Annotated in this window: 23 protein-coding genes and 1 riboswitch; of the genes, 12 read left to right on the forward strand and 11 right to left on the reverse strand. The window is 43.1% G+C overall.

Annotation, left to right across the window (positions count from 1 at the left end):
* The first annotated feature begins 453 nt into the window (after positions 1–453).
* The 3 genes from M9194_RS01710 to M9194_RS01720 all read left to right on the forward strand — a co-directional run bounded on the left by M9194_RS01710 (position 454) and on the right by M9194_RS01720 (position 4,441).
* Positions 454–2,196, forward strand: coding sequence for an ABC transporter permease (locus M9194_RS01710; RefSeq protein ID WP_250610588.1), 1,743 nt, complete (start codon positions 454–456; stop codon positions 2,194–2,196).
* A gap of 56 nt (positions 2,197–2,252) precedes the next feature.
* Positions 2,253–3,059 (forward strand): ABC transporter ATP-binding protein, encoded by an 807-nt coding sequence (locus tag M9194_RS01715; RefSeq protein ID WP_250610589.1) that lies wholly within the window; start codon positions 2,253–2,255, stop codon positions 3,057–3,059.
* A 149-nt stretch (positions 3,060–3,208) separates the two neighbouring features.
* Entirely contained in the window at positions 3,209–4,441 is a 1,233-nt protein-coding gene (locus M9194_RS01720; RefSeq protein WP_250610590.1) for a DUF819 family protein, read from the forward strand.
* Between the two features lie 81 nt (positions 4,442–4,522).
* On the opposite strand, the gene M9194_RS01725 is transcribed toward M9194_RS01720, so the two are convergent.
* Positions 4,523–4,813 (reverse strand): YciI family protein, encoded by a 291-nt coding sequence (locus tag M9194_RS01725; RefSeq protein WP_250610591.1) that lies wholly within the window; start codon positions 4,811–4,813, stop codon positions 4,523–4,525.
* Between the two features lie 38 nt (positions 4,814–4,851).
* Entirely contained in the window at positions 4,852–6,021 is a 1,170-nt protein-coding gene (locus M9194_RS01730) for an MFS transporter (protein WP_250610592.1), read from the reverse strand.
* A 176-nt stretch (positions 6,022–6,197) separates the two neighbouring features.
* Between M9194_RS01730 and M9194_RS01735 the strand changes: the two genes are divergently transcribed.
* From M9194_RS01735 to nhaD, 3 genes are all read left to right on the forward strand, one after another.
* Positions 6,198–6,599, forward strand: a complete 402-nt coding sequence (locus M9194_RS01735) for a VOC family protein (protein ID WP_250610593.1) — start codon at positions 6,198–6,200, stop codon at positions 6,597–6,599.
* 281 nt (positions 6,600–6,880) lie between these two features.
* Positions 6,881–8,188, forward strand: a complete 1,308-nt coding sequence (locus tag M9194_RS01740; RefSeq protein ID WP_250610595.1) for a dicarboxylate/amino acid:cation symporter — start codon at positions 6,881–6,883, stop codon at positions 8,186–8,188.
* 226 nt (positions 8,189–8,414) lie between these two features.
* On the forward strand, positions 8,415–9,854 hold the full coding sequence (nhaD, locus tag M9194_RS01745; RefSeq protein ID WP_250610597.1) for a sodium:proton antiporter NhaD: 1,440 nt from the start codon (positions 8,415–8,417) through the stop codon (positions 9,852–9,854).
* A 33-nt stretch (positions 9,855–9,887) separates the two neighbouring features.
* Here the strand turns inward: nhaD and M9194_RS01750 are convergent, their stop codons facing one another.
* From M9194_RS01750 to M9194_RS01760, 3 genes are read right to left on the reverse strand one after another with little or no spacing between them, the layout of a single operon-like run.
* Positions 9,888–10,268 carry a hypothetical protein gene (locus M9194_RS01750; RefSeq protein WP_250610599.1) on the reverse strand — a complete coding sequence of 127 codons (381 nt, stop codon included), beginning with the start codon at positions 10,266–10,268 and terminating at the stop codon, positions 9,888–9,890.
* Positions 10,269–10,276: 8 nt separating this feature from the next.
* Positions 10,277–10,753: a methylated-DNA--[protein]-cysteine S-methyltransferase gene (locus tag M9194_RS01755; protein ID WP_250610601.1), complete on the reverse strand. Its 477-nt coding sequence runs from the start codon at positions 10,751–10,753 to the stop codon at positions 10,277–10,279.
* Positions 10,750–12,123, reverse strand: coding sequence for a DNA-3-methyladenine glycosylase 2 family protein (locus M9194_RS01760; RefSeq protein WP_250610602.1), 1,374 nt, complete (start codon positions 12,121–12,123; stop codon positions 10,750–10,752). The genes M9194_RS01755 and M9194_RS01760 overlap by 4 nt, the downstream gene beginning before the upstream one ends.
* Before the next feature lie 662 nt (positions 12,124–12,785).
* Between M9194_RS01760 and M9194_RS01765 the strand changes: the two genes are divergently transcribed.
* Both M9194_RS01765 and nagB read left to right on the forward strand, forming a co-directional pair.
* Positions 12,786–13,133: a MaoP family protein gene (locus M9194_RS01765; protein ID WP_250610604.1), complete on the forward strand. Its 348-nt coding sequence runs from the start codon at positions 12,786–12,788 to the stop codon at positions 13,131–13,133.
* 201 nt (positions 13,134–13,334) lie between these two features.
* Positions 13,335–14,135, forward strand: coding sequence for a glucosamine-6-phosphate deaminase (nagB, locus tag M9194_RS01770; protein ID WP_250610606.1), 801 nt, complete (start codon positions 13,335–13,337; stop codon positions 14,133–14,135).
* Between the two features lie 62 nt (positions 14,136–14,197).
* Here the strand turns inward: nagB and M9194_RS21755 are convergent, their stop codons facing one another.
* From M9194_RS21755 to M9194_RS01785, 3 genes are all read right to left on the reverse strand, one after another.
* Complete coding sequence (locus M9194_RS21755) at positions 14,198–14,716, reverse strand: restriction endonuclease (RefSeq protein ID WP_250610608.1); 519 nt, start codon at positions 14,714–14,716, stop codon at positions 14,198–14,200.
* A gap of 325 nt (positions 14,717–15,041) precedes the next feature.
* A complete protein-coding gene (locus M9194_RS01780; RefSeq protein ID WP_250610610.1) occupies positions 15,042–15,269 on the reverse strand; it encodes a glutaredoxin family protein in 228 nt (75 codons plus the stop codon).
* Positions 15,270–15,319: 50 nt separating this feature from the next.
* The gene (locus M9194_RS01785; protein WP_250610612.1) at positions 15,320–16,153 is read right to left on the reverse strand and encodes a MalM family protein; all 834 of its coding nucleotides are present in this window, start codon (positions 16,151–16,153) and stop codon (positions 15,320–15,322) included.
* Between the two features lie 175 nt (positions 16,154–16,328).
* Here M9194_RS01785 and M9194_RS01790 point away from each other — a divergent pair, with 175 nt between their 5' ends.
* On the forward strand, positions 16,329–16,592 hold the full coding sequence (locus M9194_RS01790; protein ID WP_250610782.1) for a DUF3012 domain-containing protein: 264 nt from the start codon (positions 16,329–16,331) through the stop codon (positions 16,590–16,592).
* Between the two features lie 52 nt (positions 16,593–16,644).
* Here M9194_RS01790 and ribB read toward each other — a convergent pair whose 3' ends face one another.
* Positions 16,645–17,301 (reverse strand): 3,4-dihydroxy-2-butanone-4-phosphate synthase, encoded by a 657-nt coding sequence (gene ribB / locus M9194_RS01795; protein WP_250610613.1) that lies wholly within the window; start codon positions 17,299–17,301, stop codon positions 16,645–16,647.
* A 91-nt stretch (positions 17,302–17,392) separates the two neighbouring features.
* A riboswitch (FMN riboswitch) is annotated at positions 17,393–17,536 on the reverse strand.
* A gap of 293 nt (positions 17,537–17,829) precedes the next feature.
* Here ribB and glgX point away from each other — a divergent pair.
* Complete coding sequence (glgX, locus tag M9194_RS01800) at positions 17,830–19,794, forward strand: glycogen debranching protein GlgX (protein WP_250610614.1); 1,965 nt, start codon at positions 17,830–17,832, stop codon at positions 19,792–19,794.
* Positions 19,795–20,059: 265 nt separating this feature from the next.
* Positions 20,060–21,367, forward strand: a complete 1,308-nt coding sequence (locus tag M9194_RS01805; RefSeq protein WP_250610615.1) for a GntP family permease — start codon at positions 20,060–20,062, stop codon at positions 21,365–21,367.
* A gap of 68 nt (positions 21,368–21,435) precedes the next feature.
* Here the strand turns inward: M9194_RS01805 and M9194_RS01810 are convergent, their stop codons facing one another.
* Both M9194_RS01810 and M9194_RS01815 read right to left on the reverse strand, forming a co-directional pair.
* On the reverse strand, positions 21,436–21,861 hold the full coding sequence (locus M9194_RS01810) for a YccF domain-containing protein (RefSeq protein ID WP_250610616.1): 426 nt from the start codon (positions 21,859–21,861) through the stop codon (positions 21,436–21,438).
* A 183-nt stretch (positions 21,862–22,044) separates the two neighbouring features.
* Complete coding sequence (locus tag M9194_RS01815) at positions 22,045–22,737, reverse strand: sulfite exporter TauE/SafE family protein (protein WP_250610783.1); 693 nt, start codon at positions 22,735–22,737, stop codon at positions 22,045–22,047.
* A gap of 309 nt (positions 22,738–23,046) precedes the next feature.
* Here M9194_RS01815 and M9194_RS01820 point away from each other — a divergent pair, with 309 nt between their 5' ends.
* A complete protein-coding gene (locus tag M9194_RS01820; protein ID WP_250610617.1) occupies positions 23,047–23,703 on the forward strand; it encodes an outer membrane protein in 657 nt (218 codons plus the stop codon).
* Positions 23,704–23,712: the final 9 nt, after the last annotated feature.

The following is a 23,712-nucleotide window of genomic DNA, read 5'->3' on the forward strand; positions in this document are numbered from 1 at the left end:
CAAGATGTACAAACTCTATACTCCTCTACAACCTCCTTGTAGACACTAATACTGCATCCGACGAAACATTACTGTGGAAGAAATTCCATTTAACTTATTGTTTTAGCGCCTTAATATTTTCAAGGCCAAACGGGGACAGCGTTATGTATCGCTACTTTCCACTACAACCACCACCCATAGCTCAAATTGATCGCTAGGCATTCTTCTTGGCTCTGCTTTAGCACCTGTTCCTCAGGTCTGACGCTGGTTCAAGGATTATCTTAACTCACAAAATGAGTTAGCCTCTCGATACATTTATTTCGCCAAGCATTATGCCTAATGTTATATAAAGTAACATTGGCGGGCCTTTTATATTTATTAAAGTTCATTCTCACTGAAAAGTATTTTCAGGGTAGTGCTTTTGCATACTTTAAATTTCATCAAGATATCCATTTTAATAATGGAGGGTTTCTTATGTCCCTAACATTACAAAAAACATTTCCAAATAATAACAATAAGCCTTCAAGTCCTTTTGTTCTTTCATTTAATAGCAAAGATATTGTTGCCTTTATTATCTTCGTAGCATTTATCCTACTATACCGATACGGTTGGCAAGACATGCACCGCCCGTTGAATGACTTTCAGCCAGAGACTCAAGGCAGCCTATCTGAGCTACCTTATGACATGTTACGCACTACCATGCGTTTAGTTATCGGCCTGTTTTTCTCGTTTATTTTCGCAATCGTCGCAGGGGTTGCCGCTGCCAAAAACAAGCATCTTGAACGTGTCATTCTCCCTTTCATTAATGTCATGGAGTCAGTGCCACTTCTCGGCTTTATCACCTTTTCCACGATCATCTTTATTAATTTATTTCCTAACAGCGTCATGGGCTTAGAGGCTGCGGCAATTTTTGGCGTCTTTACTGGGCAAGCATGGAACATGGCATTAGTGGTCTACCAAACATTGAGAATCGTGCCAAAGGAAGTCGAGGAAGCGGCGCAGTTATTCCAACTCAATGCTTGGCAAAAATTTTGGCGTGTCGAATTTCCTTACACTATCCCAGGGCTCCTGTGGAACACAATGGTATCTCAAGCCGCCGCATGGTTTGCCATCGTTGCTTCTGAAATCATCCCACTAAATGGTAAAGACATGCCGCTACACGGTGTGGGAACCTTTATTCAGATTGGCTTGGATAACGCTGATGTGAAAATGATAGTATGGGCAGTGATTGCTATTATTTTGAACATTCTATTGTTTGATCAACTTTTCTTCCGACCACTTGTTCGTTGGTCTGAGAAATTCAAATACGAATCCATTACGACTTCACAACACAACACCTCTTGGTTTTATGATCTGTTGAGTAGCACTGTTTTACTGCCTAGACTATTACAACCCTTGAAAGTTATTGCAGAAATCGCCATCAACGGCAGTAAACGTTACTTGCCAACTAGGCAAAAAACGTCACTGCTACCAAAGTGGTTAAAACAACTCAGTGTCATGGCTTGGTATGGCGCCATCCTATATTTCTGCGCTACCTGGCTTTACAGCTTGTGGAACTACGTACCTCATCACGAAATTTTGGCGATGGCACCGCTGATGTTGGAAACGACGCTTCGTGTTGCTGCAGCCATGCTGCTCAGCTTAATCATTGGTGTGCCCGTCGGTGTATGGATCGGCCTAAGCCCTAGAGCCACACGAATTGCACAACCCATTATACAAATCGGCTCCGCGCTGCCACCAAACATATTCTTTCCGTTTGTAACACTCGCGCTAGTCGCAACGCATATGTCACTGAACCTTTGGACCATCCCACTTATTATGCTGGGCACCACTTGGTATGTGCTGTTTAACGTAATTGCAGGTGTTTCCACCTTACCACAGGAGATGAAAGAGCTGGCTATTCTATTTAAGCTAAAAGGCCGCACATGGTGGATGCGCTTTATGCTCCCAGCCATCTTTCCTTATATTTTAACCGGCATTATCAGCGCGGCTGGTGGGGCGTGGAACTCTGCCATTTGTGCCGAACTACTGCAATGGGGCAGCAATACCGTACACACTTCTGGGCTTGGCTATTACATCTCCAAAGCCACTATAGACAACGCTCTACCTCAGGCTGCTCTAGGCTGCGTGTCTATGTCAGTGTTGGTTGGGATTTGCATCGTATTCATCTGGAGACCGCTCTACAAGATGGCAGAGCGCAGATACAAAATTTCCTAAACCACATATACCCAAGTTACAACAAAGTATTCAGTAAAAATTTTGGAGACAACAACATGACTAAATTCAACAACCAAGTGCAGAACATTCAAACCAATGAAAACGTAGTAATGATGGACTTGCAAGAAATTACCCATACGTTTGAACAAGGAAAAGAGCAAAAAACGGTACTAAGCAACATCAATCTAGATCTACACGAAAATGAAGTGATCGCTATTTTAGGTCGGTCAGGTACTGGTAAGTCTACTCTGCTGAGAATCATCGCAGGTCTTATTCAACCTTCTCTTGGCTCCGTACATTATTGTGGTCTGCCAATGCAAGGCCCCGTTGCCGACGTTTCTATGGTCTTTCAGAGTTTTGCTCTACTTCCTTGGCTTTCAGTGCGAGACAACGTTGCCTTTGGCCTAGAAGCTCAAGGCATGCCGCCCGCTCTACGCTATAAAAAAGCCGAAGAAGCGATAAAAATGATTGGATTAGAAGGTGAAGAAGAATCGTTCCCAAGCGCGTTATCTGGGGGTATGAAGCAACGCGTTGGGATTGCACGAGCCTTAGTCGTAGAGCCAGAAATACTATTAATGGATGAACCATTCTCATCCTTGGATGTATTCACCGCCTCTCGTTTAAAAGACGACATCATTACCTTGTGGGACTCCAATCAGCTAAAAACCAAGAGCATGATTTTTGTTACCCATAATGTCGAAGAGGCAATCTCTATGGCAGATAGAGTTATCGTGATGGATAGTAACCCAGGTCGAATTAAATCCGATATCCGTATTGAGTGCACCCGTCCTAGAAACATTGAGAGCCAAGAACTTAAAGGGTTGAAAGCGCAGATCGTAAGCCAACTTATGCACAATGACTGAGTTGTATTTGTAGTCTAACACCGCGCATAATTTGCGCGGTGTTTTCAGTAAAGTAATTGTTGGGATGACCTGTTTTGTGTATAGTCACGCCTTTCATTGGATGATGACACCACGATATTAGATGTGGTGCTAAAACAAGGTTGTGTATTATGATCTCAAATGATGCCGTCATCATGGGCATTCTCGCCGTTATTTTAGGCGCAGTGTTTATTACTGAAAATAGCCAGCACCCCTTTTGGCGAAAGTTTTATACTTTCATTCCCGGACTACTTCTTTGCTATTTTCTACCTTCCCTATTAAATAGCTTTGGCATTATAGATCCCGGCCAGTCTAAGCTGTATTTTGTCGCAAGCCGTTATTTACTTCCAGCCGCTTTAGTGCTGTTGATCATTTCCGCAGATCTTAAGAAAATTTTCGGACTTGGCCCCAAAGCCGTCATTATGTTTTTCACTGGCACCATCGGAATCATCATCGGTGGCCCTATTGCAATCCTGATAATCGACCAGTTTGATCCTAACCTCGTCGAAGGCGACGTGTGGCGAGGGCTGACAACCGTTGCGGGCTCATGGATTGGCGGCGGTGCCAACCAAGCAGCAATGAAAGAGGTGTTTAACGTCAACAATCAACTCTTCTCAGCCATGATTACCGTTGATGTTATCTGTGCCAATATTTGGATGGCTATCTTACTTATCTTGGCAGGTCGACAAAAGAAAGTGGATAAGTGGCTCAAAGCAGATACAACCGCCATTGAAGAACTTAAAGTAACAGTATCTAAATATGAGAAAGAAAATGCTCGCCCTATCACAACGACGGACACAATCAAAATCATCGCGATTGGTTTTGGCTTAACTGGCTTAGCGCACTTTTTCAGTGATCTAATCGCCCCGTGGATTGCTCATGCTGCGCCAGAGTTGTCTAAGTACAGCTTAACCTCTGGTTTCTTCTGGCTTATCGTATTAGTGACCACGTTTGCGTTGATTGCCTCATCCTTCAAATCAGCCAAGAAGTTAGAACATGCCGGAGCATCCAAAATCGGTTCTGCATTTATTTATATCTTGGTGGCGACCATAGGTATGCAGATGGACATCACTGCCATCTTTGATAACTTGGGTTACTTCTTTATTGGTATCACGTGGTTGACGATTCACGCGGTCTTGATGATAGTGGTCGCTAAATGGATACGAGCTCCATTGTTCTTTATGGCCGTAGGCAGCCAAGCCAATGTTGGTGGCGCTGCGTCAGCCCCCGTCGTCGCTGCTGCTTTCCACCCCGCACTTGCGCCAGTCGGAATATTGCTTGCCGTATTGGGCTATGCACTCGGGACATATGGGGCTTACATCAGTGGATTATTGATGCAATACTCAGCGGCATTGGTGAATTAACACTCTGATATTAGGTTCAAATTCTAAGGTGTGTTAATCAGCCTCCATGAATACACTGAGGCTGATCAGCAACAGGGTTGCTTAGTGTGCAACTAGTGATGAGAGTTCTGGTGACGACTTGGTCGCTGTGAACTCAATTACGTCATACTTAGCAACAGAATGAATCATAAATGGATCTTCAGCTAAAATAGCGTCCAAAGCCTCTCGACTTTCTGCTTTCGCTAATATGACACCACCACTACGTGGAACTTTACGCCCAGATGCTAGAAAATGCCCTGACGCATAATAACGCTCTAAATAATCCACATGATCAGATAGATGAGAATCGACTTCTTTTAAATCAACTAGATAAGTCAAAGATACAACAAACATTCTTCTTCCTTCTTGTTTTACAATACATGCCCCAATGACTAACGACCCACTTCGACATATTTTTTCTGAGGGGATCGTAAGTAAACTAGGGTCAACACCAACATAGCGGCAACGAAAATCACCCCCACTACGTTTACACCTTGCCATCCTAACCCAGCCAAAATGACGCTGGTGACCAAAGACGTCACAGCATTTGAGCCAAATACGACGAGTTCATTGATACCTTGGTAACGAAATTTGTCTTTGGCTGCATAAGTTTGGGTGAATATGGTTGTCGCGCATATAAACGAGACATTCCAAGCTACGCCTAATAACATCAAGCCAATATAATAATGGTGTAGGCTAGTACCAGTTAAGTTGGTCACTAACGAGGCAAGAAATAGTACAATACCAAGAATCACCATATTCACATTGCCCAATTTCCGACATAGCAAACCTATAAATAATGAAGGGAAATACATCGCAAACACGTGCCCCTGGATCACGCTAGCGATTTCATTGAGCGTGAAGCCATTTCCAGACTTCATCTGGATGGGGGTGGAAAGCATGACCAAGGTCATTAAAGAGTAAGATAGAGCCGCAATCACCATTGGCACCCAAGGGGAAAGCTTGGATGCTTTTGTCAGTTTACCAACTGAGTGCTGTGGGGTTTTGGCTTCTGGCTTATAGAACAGCAAAGCAACAAAATTAAACACCGCCATCAGTAGAATAAACGCAAACGAACCCATGTACTTAACCGATAACGACTCTGAAAAATATGATGGAATAGACGTACCAATAAATGCACTTAACACATTGCCGAATAACAAAATCGAAATGTAGTTGGTTTGCTTTTTCTCTTCCAACCCTTCAATGATGGAAAATCGATACTGAAGAATAAAGGAGGCGTTAATACCAAACAATGCCGATGCAAAAGTGAACAAATAAAATGATTCTAACTTAAGTGCCCATAATGCTAACAGCGCGGCCACTATCGAACATGAGCTACCCAAAAGTTGGCCTGTCTTTCGGCCTATTTTGCCCATCAAATTCGCTGAATATTTCGCCGAAATTGCCGAACCCAGAATTAAAAAGGTCAGAGGGAGCGTCGCCAAACTTTGACTTGGTGCTAGCTCTAAGCCAATTAAGCTTCCAAATAAAGTCATTGCAACAGAACAAGTGGTACCAAAAATCTGTGCTGGGAACAGCGAAAAAATATTATTGTTCATGCTAAGGTTTATTTTTCTTTACGAACCCAAAATTGGGCGAATTCAAACTAGGGGTGCAAATTAATTTAACAGGCTACTTGTAACCTATAAACCACGTCATACAAAACGCTTTCATATAGAGAAAACGTCAAACTAAGATTACTCACCTTATCAAGCCCAAAAGTAGGAGGACAGATTTGCACCTCAAGACAAAAACGCTCAGCCATATCGCCATTAGCTGCTCCAACATAGAAACGTCGTTAGCCTTTTATCGTGACCAACTCGGGTTTAACGTGAATGATGCCCTGGGCAGCGTAAAGGGAAATGTTAAATTGGATATAGGTAACGGCACTTACTTGGAGCTTTTCCCTTTTAACGTTTATCAGTCAAGCCTACAGGGGACACTGGCCCACTTCGCTATCGAAGTCCACTCGATAGATGATACGCTCGCCTTTCTAGAAGAAAAATCTATTCCTGTCCTTCGAGGCCCTTTCACGTTGAACACACCCAGTGGTTCTCTCATTAGCAAAGTCGTTTTTATACTTGGCCCAAATCAAGAGGAAATTGAGTTTGTAGAGCGGGCAACGCAACAGTATTAATATTGTTACTAGGTTAATTATCAACCAAACCGTAACGGTATACGCATCTCATTTATTGATGTAATTACTTACTATATTGCATATATATCAAAGTGCCACTACTTGAATAACATCTAATTGTTGGAGAAATAATTGATAGTAGTATGCACTCATTGTAGTGATAATCATCACAAGCTTGCCTACTATTAATTTATTTTCTTTAATTTTTTTGCAATCACCTGTTAACCTTTTCGGCTGCTCCAGAATGACTCTGGTGCATATAAGAAACGGGAGTGTTCAGAATGAATACCAAAAAACCAATGTCTTTAACCGGTCGGGTCCTGCTCGGTATGTTTGCCGGTATCGTCACCGGGTTTTTACTTAGGACGTTATTCGCTGATAACGGATTTGTAGATAATTACATTGTCCACGGGCTGTTTGAAGTCGGTGGTAAAATCTTTATTGCTAGCTTGAAAATGCTGGTCGTTCCGCTTGTGTTTGTCTCTTTAGTGTGCGGTACAAGCTCTTTGAAAGATCTGTCAACTCTCGGACGGATGGGTGGTAAAACGCTGGCGTTTTATATTGTAACGACAGCGATTGCGATAACCTTGGCTCTAACAATGGCGACCCTTTTCCACCCAGGAAGCGGAGCAGATTTGACCTCAGCCGCGAGCTTTAACCATACACAAGCACCTTCGCTGGGCCAAGTCATCGTTAACATGTTCCCTACCAACCCTATCAATGCAATGGCTGAAGGCAATACACTACAAATCATTGTCTTTGCTATCTTATTTGGTATCGCTATCAGTGCAGCTGGGAAGCCAGGAGAAAGAGTTGCTGCTGTCTTTATGGATCTCAATGAGGTCATCATGAAGTTGGTAGCATTGTTAATGCATGTTGCTCCATATGGCGTATTCTTCCTAATGGCCAAGTTGTTTACGGGTTTGGGACTAGATGCGATTCTAAACCTAGCGGCTTACTTCCTTGTGCTCGTTGCCACGTTACTGCTTCATGGCTTTGTTACTTACGGATTGATGCTAAAAGGATTCACTGGTTTAAACCCAATGACTTTCTTTAAGAAGATGGAAGACGCCGTCATGTTTGCATTTTCGACGTCTTCGTCAAATGCAACAATTCCAGTGACTATGGAAACTGCTAAAAACCGTATGGGAGTAGATAACAAGGTTGCCTCGTTTACTGTCCCGCTTGGTGCAACCATCAACATGGATGGCACCGCGATCATGCAGGGCGTGGCGACGGTCTTCATCGCACAGGCATTCAACGTTGACTTAACCATGACGGATTACCTAAGTGTCATCCTCACTGCGACACTTGCATCAATCGGTACCGCTGGCGTACCTGGCGTCGGTCTCATTATGCTGGCGATGGTACTCAACCAGGTTGGTCTACCACTAGAAGGTATCGCTCTAATTATGGGTGTTGACCGTCTACTGGATATGACTCGTACCGCGGTTAATATTACTGGTGATAGTGTTGTGACGATTATCGTTGGTAAGTCAGAAGGCGCGTTCGATGAGTCTCGTTATAACGATCCAAATGCTGGCCAAAAAGAGGAAGAGGTTCACTTGTCACAAGTAAACCAAAGCTAATCTTTTCTTGATTAACGCGCCCCGAGCGATATCTGTCGGTCGGGGCGTTTTTATATTATCCCATGTCATTTCCATACCTTTCTAGGGTGCTTCAGCCTGCTGGGTATATAGCGCTAAAAATCATAGTGTTATGTTGTTTAGTTTTTAACAGTTTGGATACACCTCACTAAGATTTGATTAAAATCGGGGTAGACTGTCAGGCACTCAATTAAATGGAGCAACTGTTATGGATAGACGTTGGTGGGCCATTCTTGGATTGATCGGCCTAGTTCCCTTTCCTTCTTTCTCAGCTGAAACCTCATCCACTTCTCTTTCGCTTACCCACTCTAGCATTGGCATCGCTGCTATTATCGTATTTGCTGTCGCCTACATCGTTGTCATGCTGGAAGAATTTCTTCAATTGAGGAAGTCAAAACCTGTGCTGTTAGCGGCAGGCATTATTTGGGCCATGATTGGCTTTGTCTATCAGCAATCCGGGCACATTGAACTCGCAAAGTCAGCGCTTGAACACAATTTATTAGAATATGCCGAGTTACTGCTGTTCTTACTTGTCGCCATGACATACATCAGTGCCATGGAAGAAAGGCGAGTATTTGATGCCTTACAGGCATGGATGACAAGCAAGGGTTTTGATTTTAAATCCTTGTTTTGGCTCACCGGAATTTTAGCCTTTCTTATTTCCCCAATCGCGGACAATTTAACAACCGCATTGCTTATGGGTGCGGTGGTGCTCAAAGTAGGCGGCGGTAATACGCGATTTATTAATATTGCCTTTATCAACATTGTGGTTGCTGCTAATGCTGGAGGCGCTTTTAGTCCGTTTGGAGACATTACCACCCTGATGGTTTGGCAAGCGGGATACGTTTCGTTTTCTCAGTTTATGCCACTTTTCTTACCGTCATTGATAAATTACTTAGTTCCAGCCCTGATCATGTCGTTCTTTTTACCCAATTCCAAACCCCAAACGACTTATGAACGCGTTGAGCTAAAACGAGGCGCAAAACGAATCATTGGCCTGTTTATCTTAACCATCGCTACAGCTGTCGCTTTCCACGCGGCATTACATTTCCCTCCAGTGATCGGAATGATGATGGGGCTCGCTTACTTGCAGTTCTTTGGCTACTTCCTTCGAGTAACACTTAGACGTTCATTGTCCAAAAAAGCCTCCAAAGCGATTGCGGAAGGCGATGATAGAGCGTTAAAGAACTTAGGTTCAGTTGTGCCTTTTGACGTCTTTAGCCGCGTCTCAAGGGCAGAGTGGGATACGCTGTTATTTTTTTACGGCGTTGTTATGTGTGTTGGCGGGTTAAATTTACTCGGTTATCTGGCGATGGTATCGGACATTATGTATACACAATGGGACCCAGTGTGGGCCAATGTTATGGTGGGTATATTATCGGCCATCGTTGACAACATTCCTGTTATGTTTGCCGTATTGGCCATGGATCCGAGCATGTCGATGGGAAACTGGTTATTGGTGACGCTGACCGCTGGAGTGGGAGGAAGCTTATTGTCTATTGGCTCTGCTGCAGGGGTGGCGCTGATGGGTGCCGCTCATGGAAAATATACCTTCTTTGGTCATTTAAAATGGGCTCCAGTTATACTGCTCGGCTATATCGCCAGTATCGCCGTGCACCTCTATCTCAACGCATCCTTATTCAACTAACGATCTGAATACGATGAAGCAACGCCTCTGTCTTTAAGACTGGGGCGCGGCTCTTTTCCAGCGATTGCCCATTTTATATTTTGCACAAGTCGTGCACGTCAAATATTCTCCTGTGCCATGGATGCTCATCACCAAATCGTCTCGCTTTTCCATCGATGAGTTTCTTAATATGATGCGCACTTGACCGTCTTCCACCTTAAAATTTTTCACCACTTGCATATGCGGTGTCACGTATCTCATCACCCCGTGTTCAAAGCGGATAAAGCTGGCCTCTTCTTCGTCACTTTGATAAATACCATTAAAACCATAGGTATCACTATCTAGCACACGTTCTATTTGCTTTTGAAAACACCCCTGCAAAATTAGTGCTGATAGACCAATGACTAGTCCTTTAGATACTGCTCTTATATCCATATCGTCCCCTATTCCATCACACCTTCCAACTTCAATAACTTCATCTTGCGGTCCATACCACCGGCATAACCGGTTAACTTGCCGTTTTTGCCAATCACTCGATGACAAGGCACAATAATCGAGATTGGATTTTTGCCGTTGGCTAACCCGACCGCTCTTACTGCTTTTGGGTTACCTATCCTCTCTGCCAACTCTTGATAGCTGATTGATGTGCCATAAGGTATCGTTGTCAAAGCGTGCCAAACCTGAGTTTGAAACTTTGTTCCCTGTGCGGCCAGTGGCAAATCAAATGATGTTCGTTGCCTCGAAAAATACTCATCCAACTGCTGCTTGACCTTATTAATTATTGGACAGTCATCAGATTGGCTACCGAGTTGTTCTGGCTGCGTTGTCTGGGATTCAAACCAGACTCCCAACACACCTTCATCGTTAACTTGTATTGTTATCACCCCTAAAGGGCTTTCTATACACGCATACCGTTTCATGATTGATGGCTCCAACAGTGAAATGTGGCATAACTTCCCCAAGGGGAAACGGATTCTCTATCTAAACTTGGGAACTTCGCCAGCATTTTTTTCACCACCAAATCGGTCTCAAGAAAACAATTGGGTAATGAAAGCCCTCTTAACTTGGCGTAATCCGTTGTCCATGGACCAATGCCCTTTATTTCTAACCAATCATTCACTTCGCTATCAGGGTTATTGAGGTAAAATTCCGCAAACCTACGAAGTGTTTGTTTACGGCTTTCTGGCATACGAAGAAAGCCTAAATCTATCGCCAAAATCTCCCGTGGTGTTGGAAAATAAAGGCAACCACTGCTTTTTCTATTTGTATTTGACACTAAAAGGTTTAGCTGAGTTATTGCACTTTTCACCGATACTTGCTGGCCTAATATTGCTCTAACCCCTGCTTCCCATACATTCCAAACACCGGGAATTCGAATCCCTGAGTATTTAATTAAGGGTTGTGACAATAGCCTAAGCTGATTTTCAACTTGCGCAATGTCGGTATCCACATCAAACATTTTTCTTATTTGAGAAACTAATCCCCTTAATTGGGAAATATCCGTCAGCTCAAACTCTACTCTTAATTTATTTTGTATTGGATAAGCTTTAAACCACCCCGAGCAATTATTTAACTTGAATGTCCTTTGATAACTCGTTGCATTTATTTGCTCTACTCCCTCTATCGCCCTTGTTCGATAAAAATTTAGCATGAACTGCCAATTAATTTCGCCATGCACCGTTAAGTCAATCACATTACTCACTTTTTCTAGACTGTGAGTGCTGCGTATTTCAGAAGGTGTCAATTTTAGTTGTTTTATAAATGCATCATTAAAACGACGAACACTTTTGAAACCACTTGCAAAAGCGATGTCAGTCACGCCCATATTGCTAGCGCTGAGCAATTGCTTTGCGAACATTAACTGTAAGTAGAGCGCATACTGTTTCGGTGACATCGAAAGGTACTTATTAAACAACAGCCTTAAATATCGGTCACTAATGCCCAGCCTTTCAGACATCTCGCTCACGCTGGATTGATGCAGCTCACCCGCCTCAATCATCTTCAATGCCCGAATGAAGGTCGTTTCAACTCCCCGCCAAGCCCACGAACTCGGCGCACTGTCAGGACGACAACGTAAGCAAGGCCGATATCCGGCATTAAGTGCTTGAGCCTGCGTATCAAAGTACTCAACATTTTCTTCCTTCGGTAAATTGGCAGGGCAGATAGGCCGGCAAAAAATACCTGTTGTTTTAACTGCAACAAAGAATACTCCATCAAAACGGGCATCGCGTGCCAACCGAGCTCGTTGACATTGTAAATCTGTTAACTGTGAATAATTGGACAAAGTCATCAATAACTCCCTAATTTTACCCAATATTTATATTGTATCGAGCAACAGCAAACCTTCTAGCCATTTTCGGAAGTGAAAATAATCCTTGCCAAACCCCCTAAGTTTTTACTAAATTTTCTAGGACAACGTCACAAAACCTATTAACAAACATAATTAAAAGTAAAGGATACTGGCTATGGTCCTACATACATGCACTATTAAATTAAATAATAATCAGATACTGAAATGTACCACCGTCGAGCAATCACTCGGAATTATTGAATCCCAAGAAGTAAATAGTATTAGTAATGTAATCTTGGATGTCGATGACGGTAACAATATTAAAACTTACCAACATCTCACCCTAGAGGAGTCAATAGAAAGCCTCATGAACTTATAACCCACATTATTTTCTCCGGCCTGATATCAGGCCGGTACCCTCGAGTAAAACCATCCGCTATACATATCTCTTCTACTTTGGTTGTAACAACGCACTTATCATTTCGTGAAGAACAAGATATTCATCACAAGCTATCCCTAATCAGCCGCTTTGTCATAAAGTTGAAAAACAAATCCGCATAATAGTGCTCAAGTACACCGGTAATCAGCAATTAAAATTATTTACGACTACAAAATGCATTATCGATCACATTAATTATTCATTTCAAATCACAGAGGTGGCTATGTCTGAATTTGAGTTTCGCTTCGGCAAGAAACGATTTTATGATAACGTGAAATTCCCACGAGGCTTTGCAAAATCAGGGGACTTTACCCTTGCAGAAGAAGAGTTGCTGCTCCTTTACGGTGACACCATGCTTGGGCTAGAAAATGGGGAACTCTTACCAACCAACTCTGAAGAAAAACGCTTCCTTAAAGTTCTCTCCCAGCCTCAAAAAGCCAAATCGAAACTCGAACGCGTGTGGGTGAAATACACTCAGCTTGCTCGGGGTAGAAAACGCTTCCACTCTCTCAGCGGCTCACAAATGGAATCAAGAAAACCTTCAGACGACCATCTGTCATCTGTAGCATAAAAATTATTAATGACTAGATTTTATCAGTTGTAAATTTTCGATATGAAAAAAGGCTGCCTAAACTAGGCAGCCTTTTACTCTTTTCACATTCATTCAAAGGATCATCTCGATGATGATGGGGAAAATATTGGCGTCAGTCGCAAACTTAATTTATAATGCAAATTATCTTTCAAGCCAAACTGATTTGGATAGAGGCATATCATGAGATTAATCCCACTGCATACCGCATCCCAAGTAGGTAAGTGGTCCGCTGCACACATCGTCAAACGAATTAATGAGTTTAACCCAAGCGAAGATCGACCATTTGTTCTCGGTCTCCCTACTGGCGGCACTCCACTGGCCACTTACGAAGCTCTCATTGACATGCACAAAAATGACGAAGTTAGCTTCAAGCACGTCGTCACTTTCAACATGGATGAATATATTGGCATTCCAGCCGATCACCCTGAGTCCTACCGGACTTTCATGTACACCAATTTCTTCAATCATATTGATATACAAGAGCAGAATATTAACCTGCTTGATGGCAACGCGAAAGATAACGAAAAAGAATGCCAGCGATATGAAGACAAAATAAAATCTTACGGTCAAATTCATCTATTTATGGGTGGTGTTGGCAATGATGGTCATATAGCTTTCAACGAGCCTGCCTCGTCACTTTCTTCTCGCACGCGAATCAAAACACTGACTGAAGATACACGTATTGCTAACTCGCGCTTTTTCAACAACGACATCAATCAAGTGCCAAAATATGCGCTCACGATAGGTGTCGGGACGTTACTGGACTCAAAAGAAATTATGATATTGGTGACAGGGCACAATAAAGCGCTTGCATTAGAAGCGGCTGTGGAAGGCTCAGTCAACCATCTATGGACGGTCTCTGCTTTGCAACTACATCCTAAGTCAGTCATCGTGTGTGATGAACCAGCCACTCAAGAGCTAAAAGTCAAAACCGTAAAATACTTCTCTGAGCTAGAAGCGAAAAACATTGAGGGATTTTAACCGCAACAACCCTCAGTCTGTTGCATAAAATTATTGGGCGAGCGAGAAAGCTCGCCCATTTTCTACCTAATCACCTTCAGCAATTTTAGCAACCTATCACCGCTAATAATGACAGATCGATTCGTGTAGGATTTCGATAAAGAGCCTGTTTTGCCCGTATGGATAAAGTATCCTTTGGTTTTTCTTTTCTTACAAAGATCATCAAAGGCTTTCACATGATTGGCGTTAATGTAGTTAGAATATCGTTTCGACTGGATTAAATACCATTTACTCCTAACTTTTACCTGTCCATCAATTCCCCCATCGTGGCTGTAGGCCTGATTTCTCCGTACTTTATATCCTTGGGATTCAAATGCTAACAATACCAATTCTTCGAACGCATAAGGGCTCATTTTACGCATGTATCTAATTGCTCTCGCAGGAGAAAGACGCCGAATACGTTTCTGTGCTCTTTTTGCCTGCCCAATGTACATTTGATGAGATTTGGGCAAATTCTGAGGTTTAGTACGGTTTCGAAATAGAACCATTAAACTCAGTGCGCAGCAACCCATTGCCAAAACAAACCACCAAATGTTGGTCACTGTTAGGACAGTCGCCAGTAATGAAAGTAAAGATTTAAAGTAGATGATTCCCTTTCGTACAAATTCATGAACGAATAGCGCAACCCACGAAATATGACTGTAGTTAATTATTGTCTCCCCCTTGTTTAGGGCATACTGACCCAAACGCTCACTATTAAACTTTCAACACTTAATTAACATATTAGAGGCAATGCAATAATTTAAGTGTTTGAATTTTATAATAAAGAGATTAAGGTCAGGTTCAATAATTATCTACTTATTGAGGTTTACTGGGCTATTTAATAAACGAAATCCTTTCGATTCAGAAGCACTCTGAATAATAAAGCTAAGCGTTATACATTCGATCAAAGTTTTTTACATTCCAACCTATCATGATTTGATCACCAATTTTTAACACGGGAAGCGAGCGAGCTCCAATCGCGTCTAACTCCTTCCTCCCTCTTTGCAACTTTGCGTTGGTAAGGCGGTACTTGATAGCTTTGGAGTCCAAATAGCGCTGCGCATCTTTGCAGTGGGGACATTTATCTTTTATATATAGTACAACTCTTTTCACAACAACTTACTCATTGATTTCTATACTCGTGCAGCGGCTAGTTTCACAGGCTACTGGGACGCAGCTGTATTTTTCTGAATGGCGTCCACAAACACTTGATCTATACCTTCAATATTTTTCGCTTTTGCTTCCTTAACCAAATCCACCGCTTTAGGAACATTGTTGGACGTAACCGCTGCTTCAATTGCCGTCCGGTAATACTCAGATTGCGACATTACTGGTACGGATCTCGGCTGGGTGTCGAACATTGATTGAGGTTGAGCTTGATACTGGCGGACACTAGCACTGGCATTTTCTACATTAACCGTAATGATCCCCTCGTTAGAATGGGGAACCTGAATATACTTTTTAGGTAGTGTGAGGCCTTGTTGATTTGCTTGAACATACTTCGGATTAATCACTTTGGAATAACCATCAATAGCTGATGGGTTAGTATAGACAATCAAGAAGACGTCACCACTTCCATAAGGTGGCTGAAACGTCTTTTCAGCCACAAGGTGACTACTTAGATCAAGATCTGGCGGCTGATACTTAAACTCACTGCTATTAAAAGACTGTATTATATTTCCCTGAGCATTCATGATGACCGCAGAGGGATAAAAAACACTACTTTTTATTGCACTAGAAATCTTGATATCGAGGGCACCGCTGTCAGCAGGAATATTAAAAGCAGCAACAGGGCTATCGATTGATCCCGATTTTAGATACTGAGTATGTTGATTTATCTCAATGGTGGCAGTACTAGGTACAGTAAGAGTTGTGCGTTGCAATTCAAAAATCGAATGCGATGTTCTTTGACTGACTGGTATCGATTCTTCTACCGTAGTGGTGACACAACCTGACAAGAACAAGCTGCCTACCAATAAAATTAATCGAGTTTTCATACGATTACTACCTCTGCCCTATTCCATTGAGAAGACTCGGACATTCACAAAATTTCTGCTGATGATAGCGACCAATGCGTATTGTGTCTATTATCTTGATTCGCTTAATTTCAGGCTGTTTATCTACAAAAGAAAACGCTATAGTTCAGCGTCTCCTTTTCAATGGATCGTTATGATGAAAAAGCTGTTATTTGTAATTCTTGCCACCCTCGCACTCAGCGCATGCACGGACTCTGTAGGCTCAGTAAATTGGTGTAATCAATTGAAAGAAAAACCAAAGTCAGAGTGGACCACAGACAATGCGGTGAACTTCGCCAAATACTGCGTTTTCCAAAATGAGGTGGGCAGCAAATCTTGGTGTAAAGACATGAGTAATAAACCAAAAGGTGATTGGACTGGCAACGAAGCGGTAGACTACGCCAAATATTGTGTTTTTTAGCTCGCCTATACAGAAATAAACCAGCATCCAGAATGATGCTGGTTTGCCCATTCTATGCCGACTTCTGGTCAATTTGGCTACGATAAAATACGATATCTTCTATAGTGAGTACCGGCATATTATGCTGTTGAGCAAAGGTAACGATTTCGGGCGTTTTCGCCATTGTGCCATCTGGATTGGTCAGCTCGCAAAGCAGACCCGCAGGATTTAACCCAGCTAACTGCATTAAATCGACTGTCCCTTCTGTGTGCCCTCGGCGGCTGAATACACCACCAGAGCGAGCGCGAAGTGGAAATACATGTCCTGGTCTCGCCAAGTCCGAAGGCAAGGCATTTGGGGCAATGGCTGTTTTAACCGTTGTAACTCTGTCTTGTGCAGATACGCCAGTTGTCACACCATGTTTCGCTTCAATAGTCACGGTGAATGCGGTTTGATTTGCACTATTATTGTCTTCAACCATAGGTGGCAACTCTAATTGATTGGCGCGCTCTTCGGTCAAACACAGGCAAATGATGCCACTGCATTCACGAATCATTAATGCCATTTGTTCAGGCGTGATGTGCTCCGCCGAATAGATTAAATCGCCTTCGTTTTCTCTATCTTCATCATCAAGCAGCATAACGCCTTGACCATTTTGTAAAGCGAGGATAGCGTTCTCTACGCGAGAAATTGGTGAGCCATATTGGGCAAGTAAAGATGTCTGATTCATGGTTACTCCTTCAGTTACTACCAGAATCAGGGCTATTTGAGGGACAAAACACAAACCACCAGATCATCGTCAAAGTTATGATCTAGTGTGCGTTAATTCTCTCCCATCCGGACTATCACCGTCGGCTCTGGCTTCTCACCAGATCTGCTGACCTCACAATACGTGAGCGCTCGCGGGCTTACCTCATTTGAGACATACCGCCGGTGGGGAATTTCACCCCGCCCTGAGAATTATTTATTGTCCGTGTTAGCAGACGGAGTAAGGTTATTACAATTAGACTTCGGATGGAACCTAAACTGCGCTTTTATACCCAACAGATACCCAAGTTACTTCGAGATGCAGGATTTAGAGAGAGTATATAAGGTAATTTAATCAAATAACCCCTACATAAGGAGAAACTAGTCACATTTCTTTATGAATCAGATGGATAAGTGAAATAAAATTACAGTAAGGATATATTATGATTCTCTCAACGTAATTTAACAAAGCGATCTCTATAGCTTCGTGAGCACAGCATAACCTATGACTATGACTAAAGTACGTTCTCGCCCCTATCCACTCGGAGCGACGTTAGATTCTAACGGTTGTAATTTTTCTATTTATGCCCCCAAAGATAATGTCAAGTTGGTTCTGTTTGAAGGCAGCGGACATCACTATCATGTGCATACGCTTAATAACGTCGACAACGGCATCCGCCATACGTATATTGACGAAATACACGCTGAGCAAAGGTACGGATACCTAATTGAACTTGAGGGCATTCCTCATCTAATTTCCGATCCTTACGCAAAAGCACTCGATCAACCACTACATTATCAGCCACCTTTTTCTTCTTTGAAAAGCTTCCAGTTGGCCAAATCTGTCGTAATTGATGACGATTTCGATTGGCAACACACTGTAAAACCCGCCATTCCAAGAACCCAATTGGTTCTATTTGAAACGCATGTAAAAGGGGTAACTCAGCTCAATCCATTGGTTGAAGCGGAACATAGGGGAAAATATTTGGGACTAGTGAGCCCGGCGATGCTGGACTTTTACAAACAGCAGAACATTAATGCACTCCAGCTTCTTCCTATTGCCGCCTGCATGCATGAACCGCACTTGCTCGAAATGGACATGGTCAATTATTGGGGATACAACCCTTTCTTGTTTATGGTTCCGGATCCACGATACGCCCTATCCAACGCGCCTTTTGAACTAAAAACGGCCATACGAGAGCTGCACAAACATGGTATCGAAGTTATATTAGACGTTGTGTATAACCACACCGCTGAAGGAGGAGAAACTGGGCCTATTTTCAATTTGAAAGCACTTGATGAGCACTACTACCTTTTGCATGAAGAACAACACGTCAATTACACCGGCTGCGGAAACACGCTCGATCTGACTCACCAACCAAGCCTAAACCTGGTTATGGATACGCTCAGATATTGGGTGACGGAGTATCAAGTCGATGGATTTAGATTTGACTTAGCTGCTACGCTAGGCAGAAATGGCGATGACTTTAACTCCGAGTCAGCCTTTTTTAAAGCCGTTGCTCAAGACCCGATTCTGCGTGACGTAAAACTCATCGCTGAACCTTGGGATATTGGGCCAAATGGTTATCAAGTTGGCCACTTCCCCACGGGTTGGAACGAGTGCAATGACCGATTAAGGGATATAACTCGTAGCTTCTGGCGAGGTGATTTCGGCTTTTTGAATGAGTATGCCACAAGAGTAATGGGCTCAAGAGATTTGTATAGTGCATCTGACTGGCCATACAACCTGACAGTCAACTACATCACTTATCACGATGGGTTTACCATGCAAGATCTTGTCTCCTATAAGCATAAGCACAATGAAGCGAACGGTGAAGAAAACAGAGATGGGCATGGCGATAACCGTTCGGACAACTATGGCACTGAAGGAGAAACCAAAAGCCCTCGCATCATTGCTATTCGTGAGAAGCAGAAACGTAACATGATGGCGAGCTTACTCTTTTCGTTTGGAATCCCTCACATTCTCATGGCAGATGTACTATCGCACTCTCAACAAGGCAATAACAACGCCTATTGCCAGGACAATGAGATCAGCTGGCTTGATTGGACAGACGATACGTCGAAACGCCAGTTTCAGCAGTGGTTAGCGGGTATGGTTCAAGCAAGGCAACAATATATGGCTCCGATCATCGAAGGCTTTTGTGGAGAGAAACGAAATCACAATCGCGTGCTTTGGAAACGATGTAACGGCGAGATAATGGATTATGAAGATTGGAATCAACTGAACTCCCTCGCACTGCATATAAGTATCGGTCAAGATGGTGCCGGAGAGGAGCTTTTTTACTGTATTAACCAAACAAGCTCCCCGACTCGTTTCGTATTGCCTTGTGATAATGAACAACGTTGGACCATGGTCTGCAATACCGCCTGCTATGACCTCAACATCGAAACAAACAAACAAATTGTATTGTTGGCCTCTACTTCCATGGCTATTTTTTATTTCAACCCCGATTAGGGGAAATACCTAAACAACAATGGGTGGCTAGGTCAGTCACCCAATCATTCCTTTCAATCCGTTTTCATATTAAAGAGATCTCGCTCTAACAAATTGTTTACAAAGACAAAGATATTCAACGCACCCATTATATGTCTATTGTTGATTATGCTATGTTCTTGCCCCGAACGTCAGTACTCGATTTCAATTCCCACTATTAAATCATCTGATTGATTCATTGACCTAAAAATACTAATAAATACACCCCATAAGTTTAGGAGTTTATATGATCAGCTTGCTTGGTCTCATTGGTGCACTTGCACTGCTCATCTACCTCACCATCCGAGGGATGAACCTTCTCATCGCTGCACCACTTACGGCGATGATCATTGCGCTTACAGGAGGGCTATCCCTCATGCCAAGTGGCACGCAGAATCACGATTTCATACACAGTTATATGAGCGGTTTTACCAGCTTTATTTCCTCTTGGTTTTTCATGTTCTTGCTTGGAGCACTATTTGGCAAATTAATGGAAGACAGTGGCTGCGCTGACAGCTTAGCTCGGTGGATTGTAAGCAAATTGGGTATACACAATGCCGCTCTGGCCGTTGTTGCGGTCTGTGCCGTGTTAACTTACGGCGGGGTAAGCGTGTTCGTGGTCGCCTTCTCTGCTTACTCAATTGCCCTAAGCCTATTTAAACAGGCTAATTTACCAAGAAGATTTATCCCCGCAGTCATGGCTTTTGGCTCGGTGACGTTTACCATGACTTCCGCAGGCTCGCCAGAAATCCAAAATTGGATTCCGATTAAGTACTTGGGCACTTCTCCGTACGCTGGTTGGCAAGTGAGCCTGATCGTTGCGGTATTTATGGCCTTATTTGGTTACCTTTGGATGCAAAGAATGCTGCGTAAAGCCGTGGCCAATGGCGAGCACTTTCAAGCTCGTGAAGGTGATCCCGTCATTGAAGACAAAGCCTTGCCTAACCCAATGATTGCTGCGTTACCCATTTTTGCTGTGCTGGTAGTCACTTACCTAGGACACAATGCCTTTGCCCAATACGCACTAATCTTAGCTCTATTATCTGGCTGTCTCACCGCCTGGTTGTTAAACACTCGATACATTTCGAATATAAGTATGACAGTAGGTAGTGGTACCACTGGTTCTTTGTTAGCAATCGGCAATACAGCGGCTGTGGTTGGATTTGGTTCGGTGGCGAAAATGTCTCCTGCATTCGCCGGAGCGGTTAACTATTTGACGGCGATGCCAGGAAATGAGTTAGTAGGCGCAGCCGTTGCGGTATCAGCGATAGCGGCAATGACAGGGTCAGCATCCGGTGGTCAATCCATTGCGTTACCTTTACTAGCACCACATTACCTTGATTCTGGTGTCAACCCTGATGCGCTACATAGAGTGATAGCCATTTCATCAGGTGCTTTGGATTCATTGCCTCAAAACGGCTATGTGGTCACCACCATTCGCTCTATTTGCGGGGAAACACACCAAGATGCCTATGGGCCGGTAGCAGCACTTACCGTTATCATTCCACTTATAGGTACCGCGATTGCCGTGGCTCTATTTCAGTGGTTCGGTTAAGCGTAAAGCGTGACTATTGTAAAAACGTCTGCGATACCTGAAATTCAGGTATCGCTGTTACGACTTACTTATCTAGAATACTTTGCCCAAGAAAGCTCACGCTTCGAGACTACGGTCTTGCCTATTGGTGCCAAAGAAATGACCGCTAGCTTCAGGTGCTGTAGGGAAAACGGAATCCCTATAATTGTCACAAAGCACGCGACGGCGGACACCAAATGACCAAGGGAGAGCCAAATTCCAGCAACAAAAAACCAGATAACATTACCAATGAAGCCTAAAGGGCCCGTTCCAATATCTTGTTCACGAAAAATCTCGTTTCTTGAAACGGCTTCATAGCCAAACGGGAAGAAAGAAAATCGGCCTAATACAAAGCACGCTTTTCCCCAGGGAATACCAATAATACTGATGAATGCAATAAGGCCAAACATCCACCACAATAAGCCCATGATCACCCCGCCTAATAAAAACCAAATTATATTGCCTATTGTTCTCATACGTCCTACCTAAATGCTCATTTGCGTTCTTTACCGGAGTGACCTCATATCCACAACTCACAGTAATTTCACTTGACTATATCTTGCTGGACATTACAACTGAATTGGTGAAATTTCTGTCATGATTTCGCACAAATTTAATTCACCAAGGTTATGAATATAACAAAATACATCTAGGCTTGGCTAACCCATAATACCCTGCCAGATCGCAGTTAAGCCACTTACCAAACACAACACAAGTGCACCATAACGAATTTTGTCTTTGGGTAATGAGTGAGTCGTTTTACGCGCGATAAAATAGCCTAGCCAGGCTGGGGGCAACAACGGAATGGTTATCCATAGATGATGCAATGTGAGGTAACCAAATGGAATTTGAACAATCAAAGACATAATCGAACTGAAGACAAAAAAAGCGGCCAAATTTCCTCTTAACTGATTGGCTTCTTGGTGCTGGAGTAATAAAGCCATTGGCGGCCCCCCTATCCCAGAGCTGGTACCAAAAAAGCCCGAGAAAAAGCCAGCAATGCCCATTCGAGTGGGCGTCGGATCGATTCGAAAGGGAAGCAAGCTCACCACAACGGAAAACAGTACCAGTAGACCAAGCCACAACGATAGCATTTGGCTAGACACCATCACTAAAAGAAACCCGCCCGCAATTGAGCCAGGAACCCTGCCATATAAGGCCAGTTTTAACCCACCTACTGACACATCTGAGCGATATTTGATCGCATTGAGTAACGCGACAAACAAGGCAACAATGACGATTGGAGCAGGCACATAACTGGGTGAAATCACAAATAACAAGGGTGCTGAAACAATGGCCAATCCAAAACCAATTGCGGTTTGAACAAACGATCCAATAAAGATCAGCAACATTGCAATAAGAGCAGGAGCAGTAAACCACTCGGACACTACGTACCTCCGGTAAATACATTCAACCTGTGCAAACTAGGTCTCGATACTTGAAGCGTGAAGAATAGCATTAATTAAACGAAAAGAATTAAATTTACATGGCTTTAACACAGGAGTATCGCCTCCCAAGATTTTGTAAAGCTCATGTAAAATGATCAATTAATCGATTGTCTAATTATTGTAACTCCAATCTATTTCTATATACTTCACGCCCTAAAATATAAGCGAATGAAATCTATTCGCAATTTAATCACTTTATATAGAAAAAGCATCATGAAAAAACTTAAGCTCGGATTTTTACTGTCTACTTTATTAGCTTCTGCAGCATCCTATGCCGCTCCTGGAGCGTATGTAGGGGTTAACTTAGGGTCAGGTCGAATGGATACCCCCGATGTTGATTTGGCTTCTTTGGCTACTGGTGGTGCTACAAGTGCTTCCGATGAGCTAGGCGGGGGAGCCGGAAGTATTGACTTGGGCTATCTATGGGGCCAAGAAAAACTTAACTACGGTATTGAACTAGGTGCCTCAAAATATGCCGATAATAAATATACTGTAAACTATGTCGGAGAAACTCTAAATAGGACTTACAAGGGCTATAACGTAGACCTTATGGGTGTCATCAAGTATAACTTCGAATCACGCTACAATGTGTTTGCCAAAGGCGGTGCTGCATACACAAGCCAAGAGTTTGACGTAGACAAAGCTGGTGTCCTAAACAATCACTCTTCGGATAAAAACCATAAAATTCTACCAAAAATCGAGCTCGGTGTAGGCTATGACTACCAAAACGGTTTTGGCGTAAATGTCGCTTACAGCCATATATTTGGAGACAGTCCAGCAGCGTTTACCGATTCAAACGCTACTGCAGATGACCTTAACAAAGTCGCCTCTGTAGATATGTTCACTATAGGTGTGACATACCGCTTTTAAGCCTAACCT

Source organism: Vibrio sinus, assembly GCF_023634645.1.
GTDB classification, from domain to species: domain Bacteria; phylum Pseudomonadota; class Gammaproteobacteria; order Enterobacterales; family Vibrionaceae; genus Vibrio; species Vibrio sinus.